This window comes from Chryseobacterium sp. c4a, assembly GCF_009900745.1.
In the GTDB taxonomy this organism is placed as follows: domain Bacteria; phylum Bacteroidota; class Bacteroidia; order Flavobacteriales; family Weeksellaceae; genus Chryseobacterium.
Genome location: NZ_WXVU01000003.1, coordinates 14,104 through 30,391, shown reverse-complemented (window position 1 = coordinate 30,391; position 16,288 = coordinate 14,104). Strand labels below are relative to the sequence as shown.

Genomic DNA, 16,288 nt, shown 5'->3' with positions numbered 1-16,288 from the left:
ATGCATAAAAGAACGATTAATTATTTAACAACTGGTATTGTGTCTCTTTTGTTGGCAGGAATCATAGCTTCTTGTCAGCATGACGATGAGGTGACAGCAGTTCCTACCGATCCTGAAGTAATACCTCCTACGTTTAAAGGTTTAGATACAGCTTATACTATTGAACGATTCAGAGTATTGAGTATTCCTACCAATATTTCAGGAAACATCACCTGGAGCATTAATGATTCTATCATTTCTAAAAATTCCGAATTGGAATTTATCAGTACTAAAACAGCGGTCTATCCTTTAACACTAAAAGTGGGTGCGGATAAAGTATTTCATTCCAAAATTGTTGTCACTAAAGAAAAAGGAACATTGAGTCAATATATTTCCAAAGTATTAGACTTCCGCCCTGCTGTAGGACAGTTTATGAATGAGATTCCTGAATTCGAACAAGGAAATACAACCGCAAATATGATCAAGAAAGCCAATGACTATCTCGTGGGTTCCAATCCTTCTATGGTAAGCCTTGGAGGATTTGGTGGATATGTAGTATTTGGCTTTGACCATACCATTCCCAATATGGAAGGAAGAGATTTTAAGATCCTGGGAAATGCCTTCTTTGGAAATGAAGCCACTGACCCGCGTTCCGGAAACTGCGAGCCGGGAATTATTATGGTGGCCTATGATAAGAATAAAAACGGAAAACCTGATGATGACGAATGGTATGAAATTGCCGGAAGTGAATATTTTAAAAATACAACCGTAAAAAATTACAGCATTACCTATTTCAAACCTAATGAGAATAAAACTCCAGTTCCTGGAAACAATCCATGGCAGGCTGATATAGAATATATCAAATGGCAGGATAACCAGGGGAACACAGGATTTAAAACAAGAAATGCGTTCCATTCACAAAGCTATTATCCTCTATGGTTTTCAGATGCCTCTTACGGCTTTACAGGAACAAGGCTTAAAGATAATTTTTACGATCAGAGCGGTGTAGGAAACTATTGGGTAGGGAAATCTTATGAATTCGGATACGCAGATAATGCTCCCAATAATGACGAGGCTTCCAACATCGATATTTCATGGGCGGTGGATAGAAACGGAAAATATGTAAAACTCCCTGGAATTGATTTCGTAAAAGTATACACAGGGGTCAACCAGGAAGCCGGATGGCTTGGAGAGGTTTCTACAGAAGTAGCAGGAGCTTATGATCTACATTTAAAAAAATAAGAACAAACAATAAATTTAATTAATAAAAATGAAAAAGTTTTACCTTTTTACTCTGCTTTTTCTGTTTGCATTTTTCACGAATGCTCAGATAAAAGTGCAGGGTGTCCCACGAAATGATATTCCGGGGAATACCCAATTGAATACCATCAATAAGAATGTGACAACAAATATCAGTTTTTCTGATATTCAGTATTGGGTGGGAACCGGTTCTAACCAGGCTGCATTCGTAGTACAGTGGAATGATAGTAAAAATCCTGATGCTTTGGTATGGGGATTCAGATGGGATGGCAATGCAACAGGCGAAGATATGCTTAAAGCGATTGCAAAGACAGATAAGAGATTCTTCACATTACTTTATCAGGGAACTCAGTTCGGAACTGCGATAGGAGGGTTTGGATTTGATCTGAACGGACAGGATTCCAATGCACTTATTAAAAGCGGTAATACAACCTATCCTTTATATCCTGTTAATGGTATTGTCAATACAACAGCGTATGATTTTGATGATTATGTTGCAAAAGATGCCAGCGATCACTGGGTATCTGCTTGGTATAACGGGTATTGGTCTTATTGGGTGAAAGATCCTACTGATCCTGATTTTGGATATTCAGGGTTAGGAGCTTCTTCTCGTATTCTCCAAAACGGATCATGGGATGTATGGAACTTTAGCCCGTCTTCAGGAGGAGTACCGATCTCATCTACTTTAACACCTGTTTCGCCTTATGTAAGTTCTACCAACTTTACAAACGGTTTCTTTATGGTGAATGAAGAATGGTTTGGACATACTAACGGTTCTGTAAACTTTATAGATAATAACGGACAAATCAATTACCGTGTTTACAGCAATGCGAACAACAATCATGCTTTTGGGGCAACTACTCAATTTGGAACAATCTATGGAGATAAGTTCTATTTTGTATCCAAGCAAGCCGCAGACGGAGGAGATTCTCAATATACTCCTGGCGGGAGATTAGTTATTGCCAATGCGCAGACGATGCAGAAAATTGCAACCTTTAATACCATTGGAGGTGGAGACGGAAGATCATTCTTGGGAGTCAATGAGAATAAAGGATATATTGGAGCATCCAATGGTATTTTCTTATTTGATATCGCAAATTTACAGGTTGGTAATATGATTGCAACAACTGGTGGCGGAAGTCAATATACCGGACAGATCGGAAATATGATTCGTACTTCAAAATATGTTTTTGCCGTAAAACAGACTGCAGGAATTTTAGTAATTGATCCAACTACAGATACTGTTGTGAATACTATTGCCGGAGCTTTTATTTCCGTTGTTCAGGCTAAAGACGGAAGTGTATGGGCAATTCAGAATCAGAAACTAGCTAATATTGATCCTGCCACCCTTGCAGTACAGTATTATAATATTCCAACTACAAAATATTCTGACACATGGGGCGCTTGGAATGCAGGAAGCTTTACAGCAAGTAATACAGAAAACACATTGTATTGGATCAAAGCCGGTACCGGATTTAACCCGGGAAATCAGGTGGTAAAATTTGATGTTACTACAAAGGTATTTAATGAAAGCTTTATTACATTACCAGGTCAAACAGGAACTTATAAACAAATTCCTTACGGTGCAGCACTTCGTGTAAATCCTTCTACAGGTAATCTTATTTTAAATACTACAGAAAGTGGATTTGGAGCACATTACCAAAAAAACTGGATTCATACCTTTGATAATAATGGGAATCTTATTGATACTAAAACATTGGCTGATTATTATTGGTTCCCTTCATTAGCGGTTTTCCCGGATAATACAGCTCCGGTTGTAAACAATACATTCCCATCACAGGTTACTGCAACAGGTACTACAACTATTGATCTGAAAACAATGGTTTCTGATGAAGACAGTTTTGGTTCATCGATTATAAAATCTGTAAAATCAAATTCTAATCCATCAGTAGTAATGGCTGAAATCAATGTCAATGAAGAATTGGTACTTACTCCAATAGGCTCAGGGACATCAAATATTGTAATCAGCTTCAACTCAAACGGGAAAGTAGTAGAAAGAACACTTACAGTAAACAGTACTACTTCTACATTAGCAACTGCTGAGGTGAAAAAACTGGAATTCGGTATCTATCCGAATCCTGTTACAGATATTTTATATATCAAAACACAGGAGAAAGTAGTAAGCGTTGCCATTTATGATATCTCAGGTAAGCTTATCAATACTCAGTTCAATAATGGACAGATAAATGTAAGCATGCTGCCAAAAGGAATGTATATTCTAAAAGCAACTACAGATAAAGCTGTTTATCAGCAAAAGCTGATTAAAAATTAATTTTAGCATAGCTAATTTTAGTTTCACTCTGACCCGGCCATAGATTGGCCGGGTTTTTTGATAAGATAAGACGTATTTTATTTAATATTTTTTGCGAAAAAATGAAAATTGTATGTTTTTATTCAAAAATTTTTAGAATACTTGTGATAAAAAACATAAGGCTTACACCCTTTCAGTTACTGAGGTCGTAGGATGCGTGTAGAGTGTCTTGAGTACCATGGATATTGGTGTTGTTGTATCTAAGGCGTATGTGTATTTTCGGAGATTGAAGTACCTAAAATATATTTTTGCTGCAAAATCAAACCAAATGAAAAGCAGAAAAAATTATGTATTACCCTTAATATTCTTTACGAGTATTTTATTTTCCCAAGTAGGTATAGGTACAGCCAATCCCAGAGGTGCTTTGGACATCAATAAAGAAACCACCAATAATATGGGGTTGGTTCTTCCTACCAATGCAGATCCTAAAAACATGATCAATCCCAAAGGAGGTGATGTTGCCATAGGGACAATTATGTATGATTCCACACTGAGTTGTGTAAGAGTTTTTAAATCTACAGGATGGTCAAATTGTTTGTGTGATCAATGTGGGCCTACGCCTGGCCCTGGTTTTACTTTAGATTGTTCCAGTGGTTCTCTTAATGGAACTTTCACTACAGGGGCCCAGTCTAGTGGTACCAAAATAATTAATTATACAAACGCAACGGGGCAGTCTTATCCGGCAATAGCAGCAGCCTCTTCAGGAGTTTCAGGCCTTACAGCTTCGGCTGTAGCGGGAACATTGGCGAATGGGAGTGGAAGTATTTCTCTCAATATTTCGGGATCTCCATCCGGAGCAGGACTTGCTTCTTTCACAATAAATATCGCAGGGCAGTCCTGCAGTTTTTCTGTGAATGTAAATTCAGGGGTGATTCCCAAAAGAATGATTCTATCTCTGGGTGGAGGGATGTATACACCCAATCCGGGAAATACAACAGCTCCTACAACGATATTGCAGTCATTAGCAAATTTTGGTCCTACAGGAACTGTTCCATCCCAAGGATTTGATATCAGGTCTATAGGTACTGCACAGGGTAACCTTGCTACAAACATTGCCACATACAATCCTTATATAATTATTTTTACATGGGATTATACGTCTAATGCAGCAGATGCAGTTGCCCTTAAAAATTATCTGGATAAAGGTGGCCGGGCAATGATCTTCCTGCAGCAGGCACAGCCTAATCAGTTGCTGAATCAGATCTTTGGGGGAACCACCACTCATAATGCAGCTACCGCTACTGGACTGGTTAAGCCCATCGCTAATCTTAGTCATCCTATCCTGAACGGGCCCTTTGGAGATGCAAGAGGAAAATTGGTAGGGGATGATAATGATGATTCCAGTTCTTATACTAATGCGAATATCAACAGTTCAAATGTTGACATTTTATCCACAAACAACGGTCAGATCGTTGGTTTTGTTCATAAAACATACAAATTATTCTTTTGGGGAGATGGTGGATTCCCGTTAGGAGCATCAGCCAATACTTCAGCAACATCATATCCGGCAGGAGTAGATGCATCCGCTAAACCTATCCCAAAGATCAATTTTGGTACAGGAACTTCAGCTTCCTCAATAGTTTATAACAGTATTTTATATGCTAATGCAGTAGCATGGATGATGCAGTAACTCATGAGTGTATATTTCTAGTTTAATATTTGTTTGGGCACTGAAAATCGTAAAACAGTTTTGGTTTAACATCACAAGTCTATTTTAATGGTACACAAGTGCGATAAGGCAGGTTCTATATAACCTGCCTTATTAATACTACTTTGCTGACTATCCAATTATCATATGTTGAATAACGTTGATCACGTATTATGTCCTATTAAAAGCAATATTCGAAAACTTTGTAGGATATATGTAGTATTGATACTTCACTCTTATTATGCTTTTGAGGTAGCTATGGAATAGGTTGATTTTTGGGAGTATAAAAAATGAAATACATTTTTTATAAAATTATTAATAAAAATAATCAATGATGTGGGTTAAATGAAATTATTGTTGTGAATTTTGTAAAATATAGTTTAAAAATAAATTATATATTTAATGGTGAGGATATTTTAATTCAAGATTCTATTTTTCTCCTTTTTCTTATATCACACCGTATTTTGATGAAATGATATTGATTTTAAATGAAATACAGACGGATGTGTACTTTCTGAATCCTAGATATAAAACAAATTTATTATCAATAAAAATATACTAATATTAAAATAATAAAAACATGAAAAAAACCTTATTATTGATCTTTACTGTTTTGTATCTTAAGTTCCCAGGTAGGAGTTAATACAGGTACACCTAACCCAAAATCCATACTGGATGTTGTCTCTACGGATAAAGGAGTCCTGCTGCCAAGGCTGTCTACAACAGAAATAAGCAATATTTCAGGGCTAGGTGCCACCGAAATTGGGCTTACCGTTTTTAATACCACCACAAAATGCTATAATATTTGGAATGGCTCCCAATGGTACGATGCATGTGGAAATGCAGAAGGGCAAAGTACTTTTAGCATTAATTGCAGTACAGCCTCAATTTCTTCTAATCTTGTGGTTGGCGAGCCCGCAAAGTCTATTATCACACTGGAAATTAATGCATCAACTATAGGAACATGGAGCCTGCAGAGTAATACCATTTCGGGAGTGTATTACTCAGGGGCCGGAAATATTACCGCTCTCGGCCCTCAGTTGATTAAGTTAACAGCTATAGGAACTCCAACAGCCGCTAACAATAATGCAGTGTTTACTTTTACAGATACTCAGACACCTCCGAATACCTGTTCTGTGACCATTAAAATTATTGACCGTGCTACTAAAGTTTATACGGTGATGAGTTTATTGCCAGAATACTGGAACTCCACATTGGGGCCAACTTCTAATTCATTTACCTCTACTTTAAGAACAACATTGGCAGGTAATTTTTCACCAAGTGGAACCGTTAAAATTGCAGGATTCAATTATGTGGAAGGTACTGCAAGTGAAAGTTTAGCAAGCTTTACCAACAAACTTAATTCCGCGGATATTTTATGGTGTGGATGGCCTGCTACCAATGACTGGCGCACAGCTAATGATAAGATACAAGCTATAAGAGCATGGGTTGATAATCACAAAGGAGTAGCTATTTTTCATGCTGATGATAGTGATCATGCTATTTTTGCTAATATTTTAGGATACGCAGGTCCCTACTATGGAAATCAGTCCGGAGTCTTTACAGCCGAAAACGAAATCCCTCTTAACGGAAGTTTTGGAGATCTCAGATCTCAGGCATTCCCTGCAGCGGGTTCAGGGGCTAACCAGTCAGCAGTGCTGGGAGAGGGGAAAGTATTAGCCTATGGAAGTGGTGCCAATAGTACAGTAGCTTTAATTGTTATGAAAGATAATTACATTATTCTGGGAAATATAGATTGGGCTGGGAACTCTACCCTTACAGCTGCCAATATTTTTGGAAAATTGTATATGAATATTTTTGAATGGGCAATTAAAACCGGACCTGTTAACTAAAATTATTTACTTTATGAAAAAGCTTTTGTTATTAATAGGAATTGCTGGATTTACATTGTTCGGCGCTCAAGTAGGAGTTGGTACAGAATCACCCAATATGAAATCAGTACTAGAAGTAAAGGCAAACAATAAAGGAATGATTTTTCCAAGAATAAATACTGTTACCAGAAATGGAATGAATTTAGGGCCATCAGAAAACAGTATGTGGATTATGAATACAGATACTAAAAGAGCCAACTTTTGGGACGGAACACAATGGAGAAACTTTCAGTCTATTAAGCCTGCTGTTTTTACCATGGATTGCACTACAGTTGTTAATAATTCTTACTTAAATGTGAATATGTCTGCTTCAGGATATATTCGAATCACTCTTAATGTGAGTGAACCGGGGGCCGTAAGTTTGCAAACCAATATCGTGAACGGGGTTCGATTTATCGGAGCTCAGAGTGTGAATTCCGGTAAAATTGATTTTATATTGAATGTCGTGGGAACCCCTACTGCATCTGGAAATGTAAACTTTACCTTAACAGGAGGAGGAACGTCATGTACTATTCCGGTAAAGATAAATTAATCAGGCCATATCTAACCTTACACATATTCTAAAATAAATAAGATATCCGGTTAAAGTTGGATTAATAAGATTCAAAAAATCAAATAAATAAGCCGTCTCATTCTGGAGACGGCTTATTTTATGCTTCTGTCCTGTCCTGAAATAAGTTGACCATTAATCAACTTATTGATGAAGGAACAAGAATTTAAAAGAAAGCTTTTATCGTTAAAAGAGGTTTCTGCTATCCTGAACGAGGTGTAGTGATTGATTGAACTTGCAAATATTCTTTCACGCAAAGACCTGAGATATATTTGTTATTATCGAGTTAAGATGATCTTACGGGTATAAATCTTTTTATCCTGAGTCTGCAGGGTAAGCATATAAACGCCTCCCGGAATAGAAACAGGCAGTTCAAAAGTTTTGGATCTGAAAGGGGAGTGATAGACTTCCGTTCCCGAAGTGTTTCTGATGGAAATCTCAGAACCAGCCAATGGGATACTTCCTTCAAGAGAAATTTGCCCGGAAGTGGGATTGGGAGAAACGGTGAAAGTTTCTTTTGCAGGCAATGTCTGCATTGCTGAATGGGTATTCTTGTTCACATTGGATTCACAACCAGGTAGGATGCCATAAGAACAAGCTAATGCCGAGACTTCAGCAGAACTTAGCGCCCTCTTATAGATGATAAGTTCATCAACTTTTGCATCTCTGAGAGTCATACTTACCAAATCAATCTTTCCTATATCCGGATTTGCATTTATACATCTCTGTTCACCAGGGGTTGAAGGGGTGGCTAGTGATCCATTTTTATAGATACAGAGACTTTTGGTATCATCATAAACAATGGTAAAATGGTTTAATTGTCCGGGAGTATTCATCTGTTCAGCCTGTATTGGGCCATCCAAAGGAACTTGTTCTGCCATAACCTTTGAAGAATTTACTGCAATTTGTAGATTAAAACCAAAAAAACCGAAAACTGCACCCGGCTTTTCCATTCTTGCCCAGAAGGAGATGGTCTTTGAACCTTGTGAAAGGGAAGGGTCAATAAACATTTCAAAAGAAGATGGAATTGTACCAGTGCTAAGTGCTTCTTGGCAGACTAGATTGTTATGAAAGATGGGAGCGGAAGATGGAGCGGGAAATATTTTGTTTCTGATGACATCTTGTGGATTCCCAAAAACTGTATCATTATCTTCTTTATTGAAAGTGTAATAATAAAACGGATCCAGAGGTGGGTTGCCACATGTTGTAAATTGAGTGGGAAGCTGCTGAACATAATAAATTCTAAGTTCTTCCCCCAAGCCGATAAGTCCGCTATGCACGGTGAGCTTGATTCGGTCAAACATTTGGGTAACAGGGAACTCAATGGTTCCTTTTTGCGGATCTGAACCGGGTTTAAGCATATTGCTGTCTAGCCTTTTGCGATCATTGTTTGAAGAGATTCCATTAAATGTTTCAATATAAATCTCCCTTTTCGCTTGTTCTTTGATGGATACATTAGGAGTTTCTATTCCTATTGTGACTTTCCTGTAGGCTGGGGACAATGCAGGTAAAATAAAGGTTTGTTCAATTCTACCGTAAATTCCGGCAGGTATTCTTAAGGTGGCATAATCATTCTCATTATTCCCTATTATATTTTGTGGGTTTTCCACAGAGCAGAGTAAACAAACTCCATAAACCTGTTTGCTTTGCCCACTGATATATGTCTTTTCCAGTTGGGCATATAAAAATGTTTTGGTAAGAAATACTAAGGTTGCCAATGCGATTCTCGGTAGTAAACACTGACAGGAATTTTTTTTTTCATATAGTAAAATTTGATGTTATTGAAAAGTGAAAAGAGGAGGAACCAGCAGAGGAGCTCCTCTTTTCACCAAGTTTATCGGTTCAGGATAATCTTTCGGGTATAGATCTTTTTATCCTGAGTCTGCAGGGTAAGCATATAAACGCCTCCCGGAATAGAAACAGGTAGCTCAAAAGTTTTGGATCTGAAAAGAGAATGATAGACTTCCGTTCCTGATGTGTTTCTGATGGAAATCTCAGAACCAGCCAATGGGATATTTCCGTTTAGGGTAATCTGGCCGGAAGTAGGATTAGGTGAAATTGTAAATATTTTATTTTCGTTTATGGAAGCCGTTTTTGTGGTAACAGAATTGTTAGTAGGACTCGACGAATAAGCTTTGAAAAGTTCTTCAGGATAAAACTTTCTGTCGAAAATGAAAAATTCGTCAATTTGTGAGGTTTTCAATGAAATGATAAACTCATTGTTTATAAGATCTGCTCCTTGGGTATAATAAGGTGCCCAATGGGTGGTGTAAATAGTCGTAGGATAAGTACTCAATATATTTCCATTGTTAAAGAAATTGAATGAACCAGGTAACGATTGACTATTAACAGAAATTTTCAGATCTACCGGGTAATAAGGAGGGAAAGTTTTGTCATTAGGTTGGTAAAAGTTGCTGTTTGTGGTATAAGGCGGAGTAGGATCATTGTTGAAATTAATAACATAGAAATTGAAAGCTCCTGCAGTAGCAGGATTTTTTCTAAACATCCTTCCGAAGATCCTTTTATCAAAATTATGATTCTCATTGACGGGCTTGATGACAATACTGTCTGAGGTTATTTTTATTTTTTCACCGTATAGAGTAAGACTTACAGATCCTCCCTGTTCAATACGTGCCCAAAAAGAAACAGTTCTCGGACTTCTTGGAGATGGAACATTTAAAAAATCACTTGCTTTGAATACATACGTGGAATCCGGAGATGAATAAGTAAACCCCTGCTCACAGATCATATTATTTGAATATGCTTCCTCATGGCTTCCTACACGGATGAGATTAATATTTCCACCAGGCATATCCAATGTATTTCCATTAAGTGAATAATGATGAATAGGCGTAAAAGGAATCGTGCATTGTTCTTCATAATAAGCATAATAGATCCGGAGTCCACCGCTTAGATTAAGGAGTCCGCCATTCAAACTTATTTTGACACGGTCATATCCCTGGGCAGGACTCAATTCAATCATTGCTTTGCTGGCTTCGGTGCCTATTTTAAGAATATTACCATTTATCGCTCTGGAATCATTGTTGGATATAGTTCCGTTCATGGTTTCCACAGTGATTCCATTGAGTAAAGAAACAGATAGCGGAATATGATCTGAACCGATACCAATAATCAGTTTTTTAGTAACAGTTTGTGGGAAAATTAAGGTCTGTTCAACTTTGCCGAGAACTCCGATGCCAATTTTTAAGGTTGAATAATCATTTTCATTATTTCCTGTTGCATGCTGTGAATTCTCAACACTGCATCCTAAACAAATGCCAGAAATCTGATGGTTCTCAATGTTGGCGTATTTTTTATTCTGTGCAGAATACCATATACTCATCAGAAAAAAAAATAAAACGGATAAGGATACCCTTATTGGGTATTGATCTGGTAATAAACTTGTTTTCATATTTTGAGATTTAATGATGACAATAGAATTCATCCGTAGGGATGGGTATGAAATAAGACCGGCAGACTTTAAAGTCTGCCGGTTGTAAGCTTTTGTTTATTTGATCATAATTTTTCGGGAGTATGTTTTGCCTTCTTTCGTCTGAAGGTTGAGGATGTAGAGGCCATCCGGCTGTCTTGTTTCAAACGTATTGGATTTCAGTTTGGAACGGAATACCTCTTTTCCGGAAGTATTGATAAGACTTACCTCTGAACCGTCCAATACTAAATTTTTATCCAGTGTGATCTGCCCGTTTTCAGCATGAGCCATTAAGCTGATATAAGGATCTTTGTACTGGTATCCGTAATATACTCTAAACTCTCCTCCTAAACTCAATAATCCACCATTTACATTAATCTTAATACGGTCATAAGGCTTGTTCATGGTAAGTTCAATTTCACCTTTGCTTGGATCACCGGCTCCAAGCTTTAAAATATCATTGTTTAGGTTTTGGTAGTCGTTGTTGGAAACATCCCCGTTGAATGTCTCAATAGATACGCCTCCTAATACTTGTGCACTTAGAGGAGTCCCATTAGACCCAATACCAATCACCAATTTGTTAGTGTATGCACTGTTAGGGAAAATCAAGGTTTGTTCAGTACGAGCTAACAAACCAATAGATACCTGTAATACAGAATAGTCAGTTTCGTTAGGGCCAATGGCATTCAATGGATTTACCACTCCGCATCCTATACAGACACCATATACTTTACTTTCCTGGGCGTTAGCATAGTATTTTACGATCTGGGCGAAAGACTTTCCGCCTGCCAAAAATAGGAATGAAGCAAAAACTACGGCTTTCAATGCGCGCGAACTCAATAATAAATTAGTTTTCATATATAAAAAATTTTGGTTTTCCAGTTTAGTGTAAATTTATAAATAAAATAATTATGTTGTTTATTTTATTTGTATTTTTTAATATGTATTGATAAATTGTTTAAATTAATTAAAATTATTGTTTATAAATTAATATAGAATAGCTTTGTAGGCAAAAAAAACGGCAGCCTTTAAAAAGACTGCCGTTTTTTTGATCGTTTATTTATTTAATTATAATTTTTTTAGAATAAGTTTTGCCTTCTTTAGTCTGAAGAGTCATGATGTAAACACCTCCAGGTTGGTTAGACTCAAATGTATTGCTTCTAAGTTTTGAACGGTAGACCTCTTTTCCTGAAGTATTCGTTAAAGCAACTTCGGAATCTTCTACATTTACATTTCCACTTAAAGTTACTTGTCCATTCTGGCTATGAGCCAATAATTGAATCAAAGGATCCTGATAGGCGTAATAAATTCTGAATCCGCCGCCAAGACTTAATACTCCTCCGGTTAGTCCAATTCTGATTCCATCATAAGGTTTTGCAGGTTTAAATTCTATTGTACCTCTGTTAGGAGTTGCTCCCAGTTTTAAAAGACTTATGTCTATCGTTCTTCGGTCTTCATTAGATGTTCCTCCGTTCATGGTTTCAAGGGTTACACCACTTAATAATTGTACAGATAAAGGAATGTTATCCGTTCCGATACCTACTACAAGTCTTGTGTCAGCTCTTAGATCAGGAAAAATTAATGTTTGCTGAATTCCTCCCAATAATGCTGTTCCTAATACCATGGTGGAATAGTCATCTTCATTTCCTCCAACGGCATTTAATGGATTATCTACCCGGCAGCCTAAGCATGCAACTCCAAATACACCGGAACTCTGAGCATGAGCATAGATTCTGTTCTGGGCAAATAAAAATTGTGTGAAGAATAAAAGCAATGCAACAAGAGCACCTTTTAAAGAGAAATCATTTCTCAAAAGTAAATTAAATTTCATGTTATTGATTTTGGATGAATAGTTTTATTCAAATTTAAGGAATAAAAGAAGATGTGAAAAATAATATTTCCATTTTTGGTGATTTTTTTAATAAAATTTAATATTCCGCAAAATAAATGGTTTTGAGTGAGGACGGAGAGAATGATGAATGTTAAATACAAAGGCTGATCGAAGCCTAAAAGATATTAAGAAGTCTCGAATGAAAGCGGGAAGGTGTTTCTTTTCGCTTTTTGATTAGATTGGTGTGTACATTTCATCCCAATCATGTTCGTTTTATAGTATAATGGAGTAGACTGAATCCCCAAAAAGATAGGAGAGATGTATAAAAACGAAAAAAGGACTTTCGAAAAAGTCCTTTTTGGTAGCCCGTAGGGGAATCGAACCCCTCTTACCAGAATGAAAATCTGAGGTCCTAACCGATAGACGAACGGGCCCTCTATCTTCCATTACCGGAGTAATGTGTTAGTCTTGTTTTTATAAGTATCAACTCTTAGTTTGTAGCCCGTAGGGGAATCGAACCCCTCTTACCAGAATGAAAATCTGAGGTCCTAACCGATAGACGAACGGGCCGGTTAGATTATTTTAAGTGATAGCTTTGCAACTTTCTTTTTAAAAACCACTGTAAAATTTCAGTGGCTTTTAAAAATTAAGTAGCCCGTAGGGGAATCGAACCCCTCTTACCAGAATGAAAATCTGAGGTCCTAACCGATAGACGAACGGGCCGCTATACTTATTACGCTAATTTATTAACGTGCTTTGTCAATTTGCTTTTTAAGTTAGCCGCTTTGTTTTTGTGGATAATATTTTTCTTAGCTAATTTATCCAATAAAGCGATAACTTTTGGCAGTTGCTCTGTTGCAGCAGCTTTGTTTTCCTCATTTCTTAAGGCTTTCAATGCTGTTCTAGCAGTCTTGTGATAATATCTATTACGAAGTCTTCTAGTTTCGTTCTGTCTGATTCTCTTTAGTGCTGATTTATGATTTGCCATATCGTTCAAATGTGAGTGCAAAACTATAAACTTTTTTTTAAACTACCAAATTTATTTTGAAAAATTTTAATTTTCTTCTGAAAGGTACTTTCTAAGCTTATCTATTGCTTGTTCTATTTTTAAATTTTCTTGTTCTTTCTCTATTTTTTTGATCGTATTTCCCAACATGATCAGTGCGTTGTTCCATTCTCCAGTAGTATTGGTGAAAGTAAGTCCATCTATTGTTACTTCAAAAGCAACCCTTTCTCCTGTCCTATAAAGTCTGAAACTTATTTTATCATCCTTGCCTGTAATCCCGTCTTCATTGATTTGTAAATCATAACTTTTTGGGTTAGAGTGGATTTTCTTAAAAAGCAATTTCGCTTCTTGTATTTTTAAATCCGGCATGATATAAAATTTGATAGCCTGTAGATCACTACAGACCTGGGTTTATCAATAATATTTTTCATCAGTGTAACCATATTCGACTGATCAATTATGGTTAAATTTATTAAAAAATTTTTGCAAATATAATACTTTTGTGAGATATACCGTAATTAGAATGACTTTTTAGAGAAAAAGGTGCGATATTTTTATAGGTATAATAATAAGTACCAGTGTTTCAGTATTCTATAATTAGGTGTTTTTTTATTGCTGTAGTTTGAAATAACAAAGAATAATGGCTGAAAAGAAAAAAAACAGCTATTGTTAGCCTCAATTTACAGATGAAAAGTCTCCTTTTATAACCTTCAATTGTATGAATAAAGGCTGTAAGGATTCAATGCTAAAAAAGACTGCTTATGTATGGTTTCGAATAGATGAAATGAAAAGGAGTGCTTGTCTTATCGAAAAATACCAGGCAATACTTCCCAATAAATAGAGGTGTATTAAAATAAAAAGGAGAAATGATTATGATATCATTTCTCCTGAAGTGTAGCCTATAGGGGAATCGAACCCCTGTTGCAAGAATGAAAATCTTGAGTCCTGACCACTAGACGAATAGGCCTTAATTTTGAGGTTGCAAAAGTAGAAAAAGCTTTTGAAACTTCAAAATTATTTTTTAACTATTTATAAACTTTCTGAATCACGGTATTCTTAATTCCTTTACCTTCAAGTTCTTTCTGTAACTTTACAGCATCCTCAAGGGTATAAACCTTACCATAAGTATAATAGAAAACGCCACTGTCTTTCTCTCTTTCTACATCTTTAAGGTTTTGCAGGATATAGGAATTTCCGTTCAGTTTTTCTCCCGAATAAACCTCTATGGTGTAATATCCCATACTGATTCGTTGGTTTGGCATAAATCCTACCGCAAATGCGTTTCTAAATCCTGCGTCTTTAGCAGTTTTAAGGTTGATATCCTTTACAGAAGCCATATTGGTTACCGCATAGTAATATTTATATTGTCCATTTTCCTTGATCGTAAGAACGTAATTCAAGCCTTTAAGTGCGGGATCATTTTCATTGTATTTCGTAGGAGAACTCATCAATAATATTCTGAAATCGTTCTTCAATGGAGTTTCTGCCGGTTTTTCAGGTTCCTGTTTTTTCATGGCTATAGAACCTCCGGATTTTCTGTCAACTGCTTTTTTATAATCGATGATGGCATTATAGATACTCTCGGCAATTTCACTCTGCCCCTTTTCAGAAGCAATATAATGACTCTCTTCCGGGTGGTTGATGAAGCCTGTTTCAATCAAAACAGAAGGCATGGCATTCATACGAAGAACGTGTAAGTTTTTCTGGAAAACTCCTCTGGAAGATCTTTTATCCTTATTTACAAAGTTGTCTTCCACCAATCCGCCTAAAAGAAGACTGGATTCAAGATATTTACTTTGCTGAAGTTTCAAGGCAATTAAAGATTCGGGAGACTCAGGATTGTAAGATCCGAAGATCTGCTTATCTTTTTCATCCAAAAAGATTACATCATTCTCTCTTTTGGCAACTTCCAGGTTTTCATTGTTCTGGTTAGGCCCCTGTACATATGTTTCCGTACCATAAGCTGTAGGTCTTGCAGAAGAATTACAGTGAATAGATACAAAAAGATCCGCTTTACTTCTGTTGGCAAGGTTTGTTCTGTCAGATAAAGAAGGATATTCATCAATCTTTCTGGTATAGATTACCTTAAAGTCTCTGTTTTTTTCAAGCATGGCTCCTACCTTTAAAGTGATAGCCAGTGTAATGTCTTTTTCTGCAATTCTTCCAATGTCGGAATAAGTCCTGTTGGCTCCATGATCACTACCTCCGTGTCCCGCATCAAGAACTATAGTAAACTTCTTTTGAGAGAAAAAAAAGTTGCTGATTAGGATAAGGAGAAATGATAAAATTATTTTAAAATTTTGTTTGTGCATCTTACAGTTATAAAAATTATATTAATTTTGAGCCTTAATTATATAGAA

The 16,288-nt window shown here is 36.5% G+C and carries 13 protein-coding genes and 4 tRNA genes; 5 read left to right on the top strand and 12 right to left on the bottom strand.

Annotated elements, in window-relative coordinates; genetic code table 11:
- From GTR01_RS06185 to GTR01_RS06175, 3 genes are all read left to right on the top strand, one after another.
- Entirely contained in the window at positions 1-1,221 is a 1,221-nt protein-coding gene (locus GTR01_RS06185; protein ID WP_160136992.1) for a cell surface protein, read from the top strand.
- Between the two features lie 28 nt (positions 1,222-1,249).
- Positions 1,250-3,532, top strand: coding sequence for a DUF5074 domain-containing protein (locus tag GTR01_RS06180; RefSeq protein ID WP_160136991.1), 2,283 nt, complete (start codon positions 1,250-1,252; stop codon positions 3,530-3,532).
- Between the two features lie 307 nt (positions 3,533-3,839).
- Complete coding sequence (locus GTR01_RS06175; RefSeq protein WP_160136990.1) at positions 3,840-5,201, top strand: hypothetical protein; 1,362 nt, start codon at positions 3,840-3,842, stop codon at positions 5,199-5,201.
- A gap of 613 nt (positions 5,202-5,814) precedes the next feature.
- Here the strand turns inward: GTR01_RS06175 and GTR01_RS06170 are convergent.
- Entirely contained in the window at positions 5,815-6,009 is a 195-nt protein-coding gene (locus GTR01_RS06170) for a hypothetical protein (RefSeq protein WP_160136989.1), read from the bottom strand.
- A 112-nt stretch (positions 6,010-6,121) separates the two neighbouring features.
- Between GTR01_RS06170 and GTR01_RS06165 the strand changes: the two genes are divergently transcribed.
- Together GTR01_RS06165 and GTR01_RS06160 are read left to right on the top strand one after the other, a co-directional pair.
- The gene (locus GTR01_RS06165) at positions 6,122-7,072 is read left to right on the top strand and encodes a hypothetical protein (RefSeq protein WP_160136988.1); all 951 of its coding nucleotides are present in this window, start codon (positions 6,122-6,124) and stop codon (positions 7,070-7,072) included.
- 13 nt (positions 7,073-7,085) lie between these two features.
- Positions 7,086-7,643: a hypothetical protein gene (locus tag GTR01_RS06160; RefSeq protein ID WP_160136987.1), complete on the top strand. Its 558-nt coding sequence runs from the start codon at positions 7,086-7,088 to the stop codon at positions 7,641-7,643.
- A gap of 296 nt (positions 7,644-7,939) precedes the next feature.
- Here the strand turns inward: GTR01_RS06160 and GTR01_RS06155 are convergent, their stop codons facing one another.
- The 11 genes from GTR01_RS06155 to GTR01_RS06105 all read right to left on the bottom strand — a co-directional run bounded on the left by GTR01_RS06155 (position 7,940) and on the right by GTR01_RS06105 (position 16,240).
- Positions 7,940-9,379 (bottom strand): LamG-like jellyroll fold domain-containing protein, encoded by a 1,440-nt coding sequence (locus GTR01_RS06155; RefSeq protein WP_160136986.1) that lies wholly within the window; start codon positions 9,377-9,379, stop codon positions 7,940-7,942.
- A 116-nt stretch (positions 9,380-9,495) separates the two neighbouring features.
- Positions 9,496-11,073, bottom strand: coding sequence for a T9SS type A sorting domain-containing protein (locus GTR01_RS06150; protein ID WP_160136985.1), 1,578 nt, complete (start codon positions 11,071-11,073; stop codon positions 9,496-9,498).
- A gap of 96 nt (positions 11,074-11,169) precedes the next feature.
- Positions 11,170-11,949, bottom strand: coding sequence for a T9SS type A sorting domain-containing protein (locus tag GTR01_RS06145; protein WP_160136984.1), 780 nt, complete (start codon positions 11,947-11,949; stop codon positions 11,170-11,172).
- A gap of 202 nt (positions 11,950-12,151) precedes the next feature.
- Complete coding sequence (locus GTR01_RS06140; RefSeq protein ID WP_160136983.1) at positions 12,152-12,922, bottom strand: T9SS type A sorting domain-containing protein; 771 nt, start codon at positions 12,920-12,922, stop codon at positions 12,152-12,154.
- Positions 12,923-13,281: 359 nt separating this feature from the next.
- A tRNA-Glu gene (locus GTR01_RS06135) sits at positions 13,282-13,356 on the bottom strand.
- Positions 13,357-13,420: 64 nt separating this feature from the next.
- Positions 13,421-13,492, bottom strand: a tRNA-Glu gene (locus GTR01_RS06130).
- Positions 13,493-13,573: 81 nt separating this feature from the next.
- Positions 13,574-13,645 (bottom strand) — tRNA-Glu (locus GTR01_RS06125).
- 10 nt (positions 13,646-13,655) lie between these two features.
- A complete protein-coding gene (rpsT, locus tag GTR01_RS06120; protein WP_002983073.1) occupies positions 13,656-13,910 on the bottom strand; it encodes a 30S ribosomal protein S20 in 255 nt (84 codons plus the stop codon).
- A gap of 66 nt (positions 13,911-13,976) precedes the next feature.
- Complete coding sequence (locus tag GTR01_RS06115) at positions 13,977-14,297, bottom strand: hypothetical protein (protein ID WP_160136982.1); 321 nt, start codon at positions 14,295-14,297, stop codon at positions 13,977-13,979.
- Positions 14,298-14,823: 526 nt separating this feature from the next.
- Positions 14,824-14,895: transfer RNA gene (locus tag GTR01_RS06110), tRNA-Glu, on the bottom strand.
- Between the two features lie 58 nt (positions 14,896-14,953).
- The gene (locus GTR01_RS06105) at positions 14,954-16,240 is read right to left on the bottom strand and encodes an N-acetylmuramoyl-L-alanine amidase (protein ID WP_185155099.1); all 1,287 of its coding nucleotides are present in this window, start codon (positions 16,238-16,240) and stop codon (positions 14,954-14,956) included.
- Positions 16,241-16,288 lie beyond the last annotated feature (48 nt).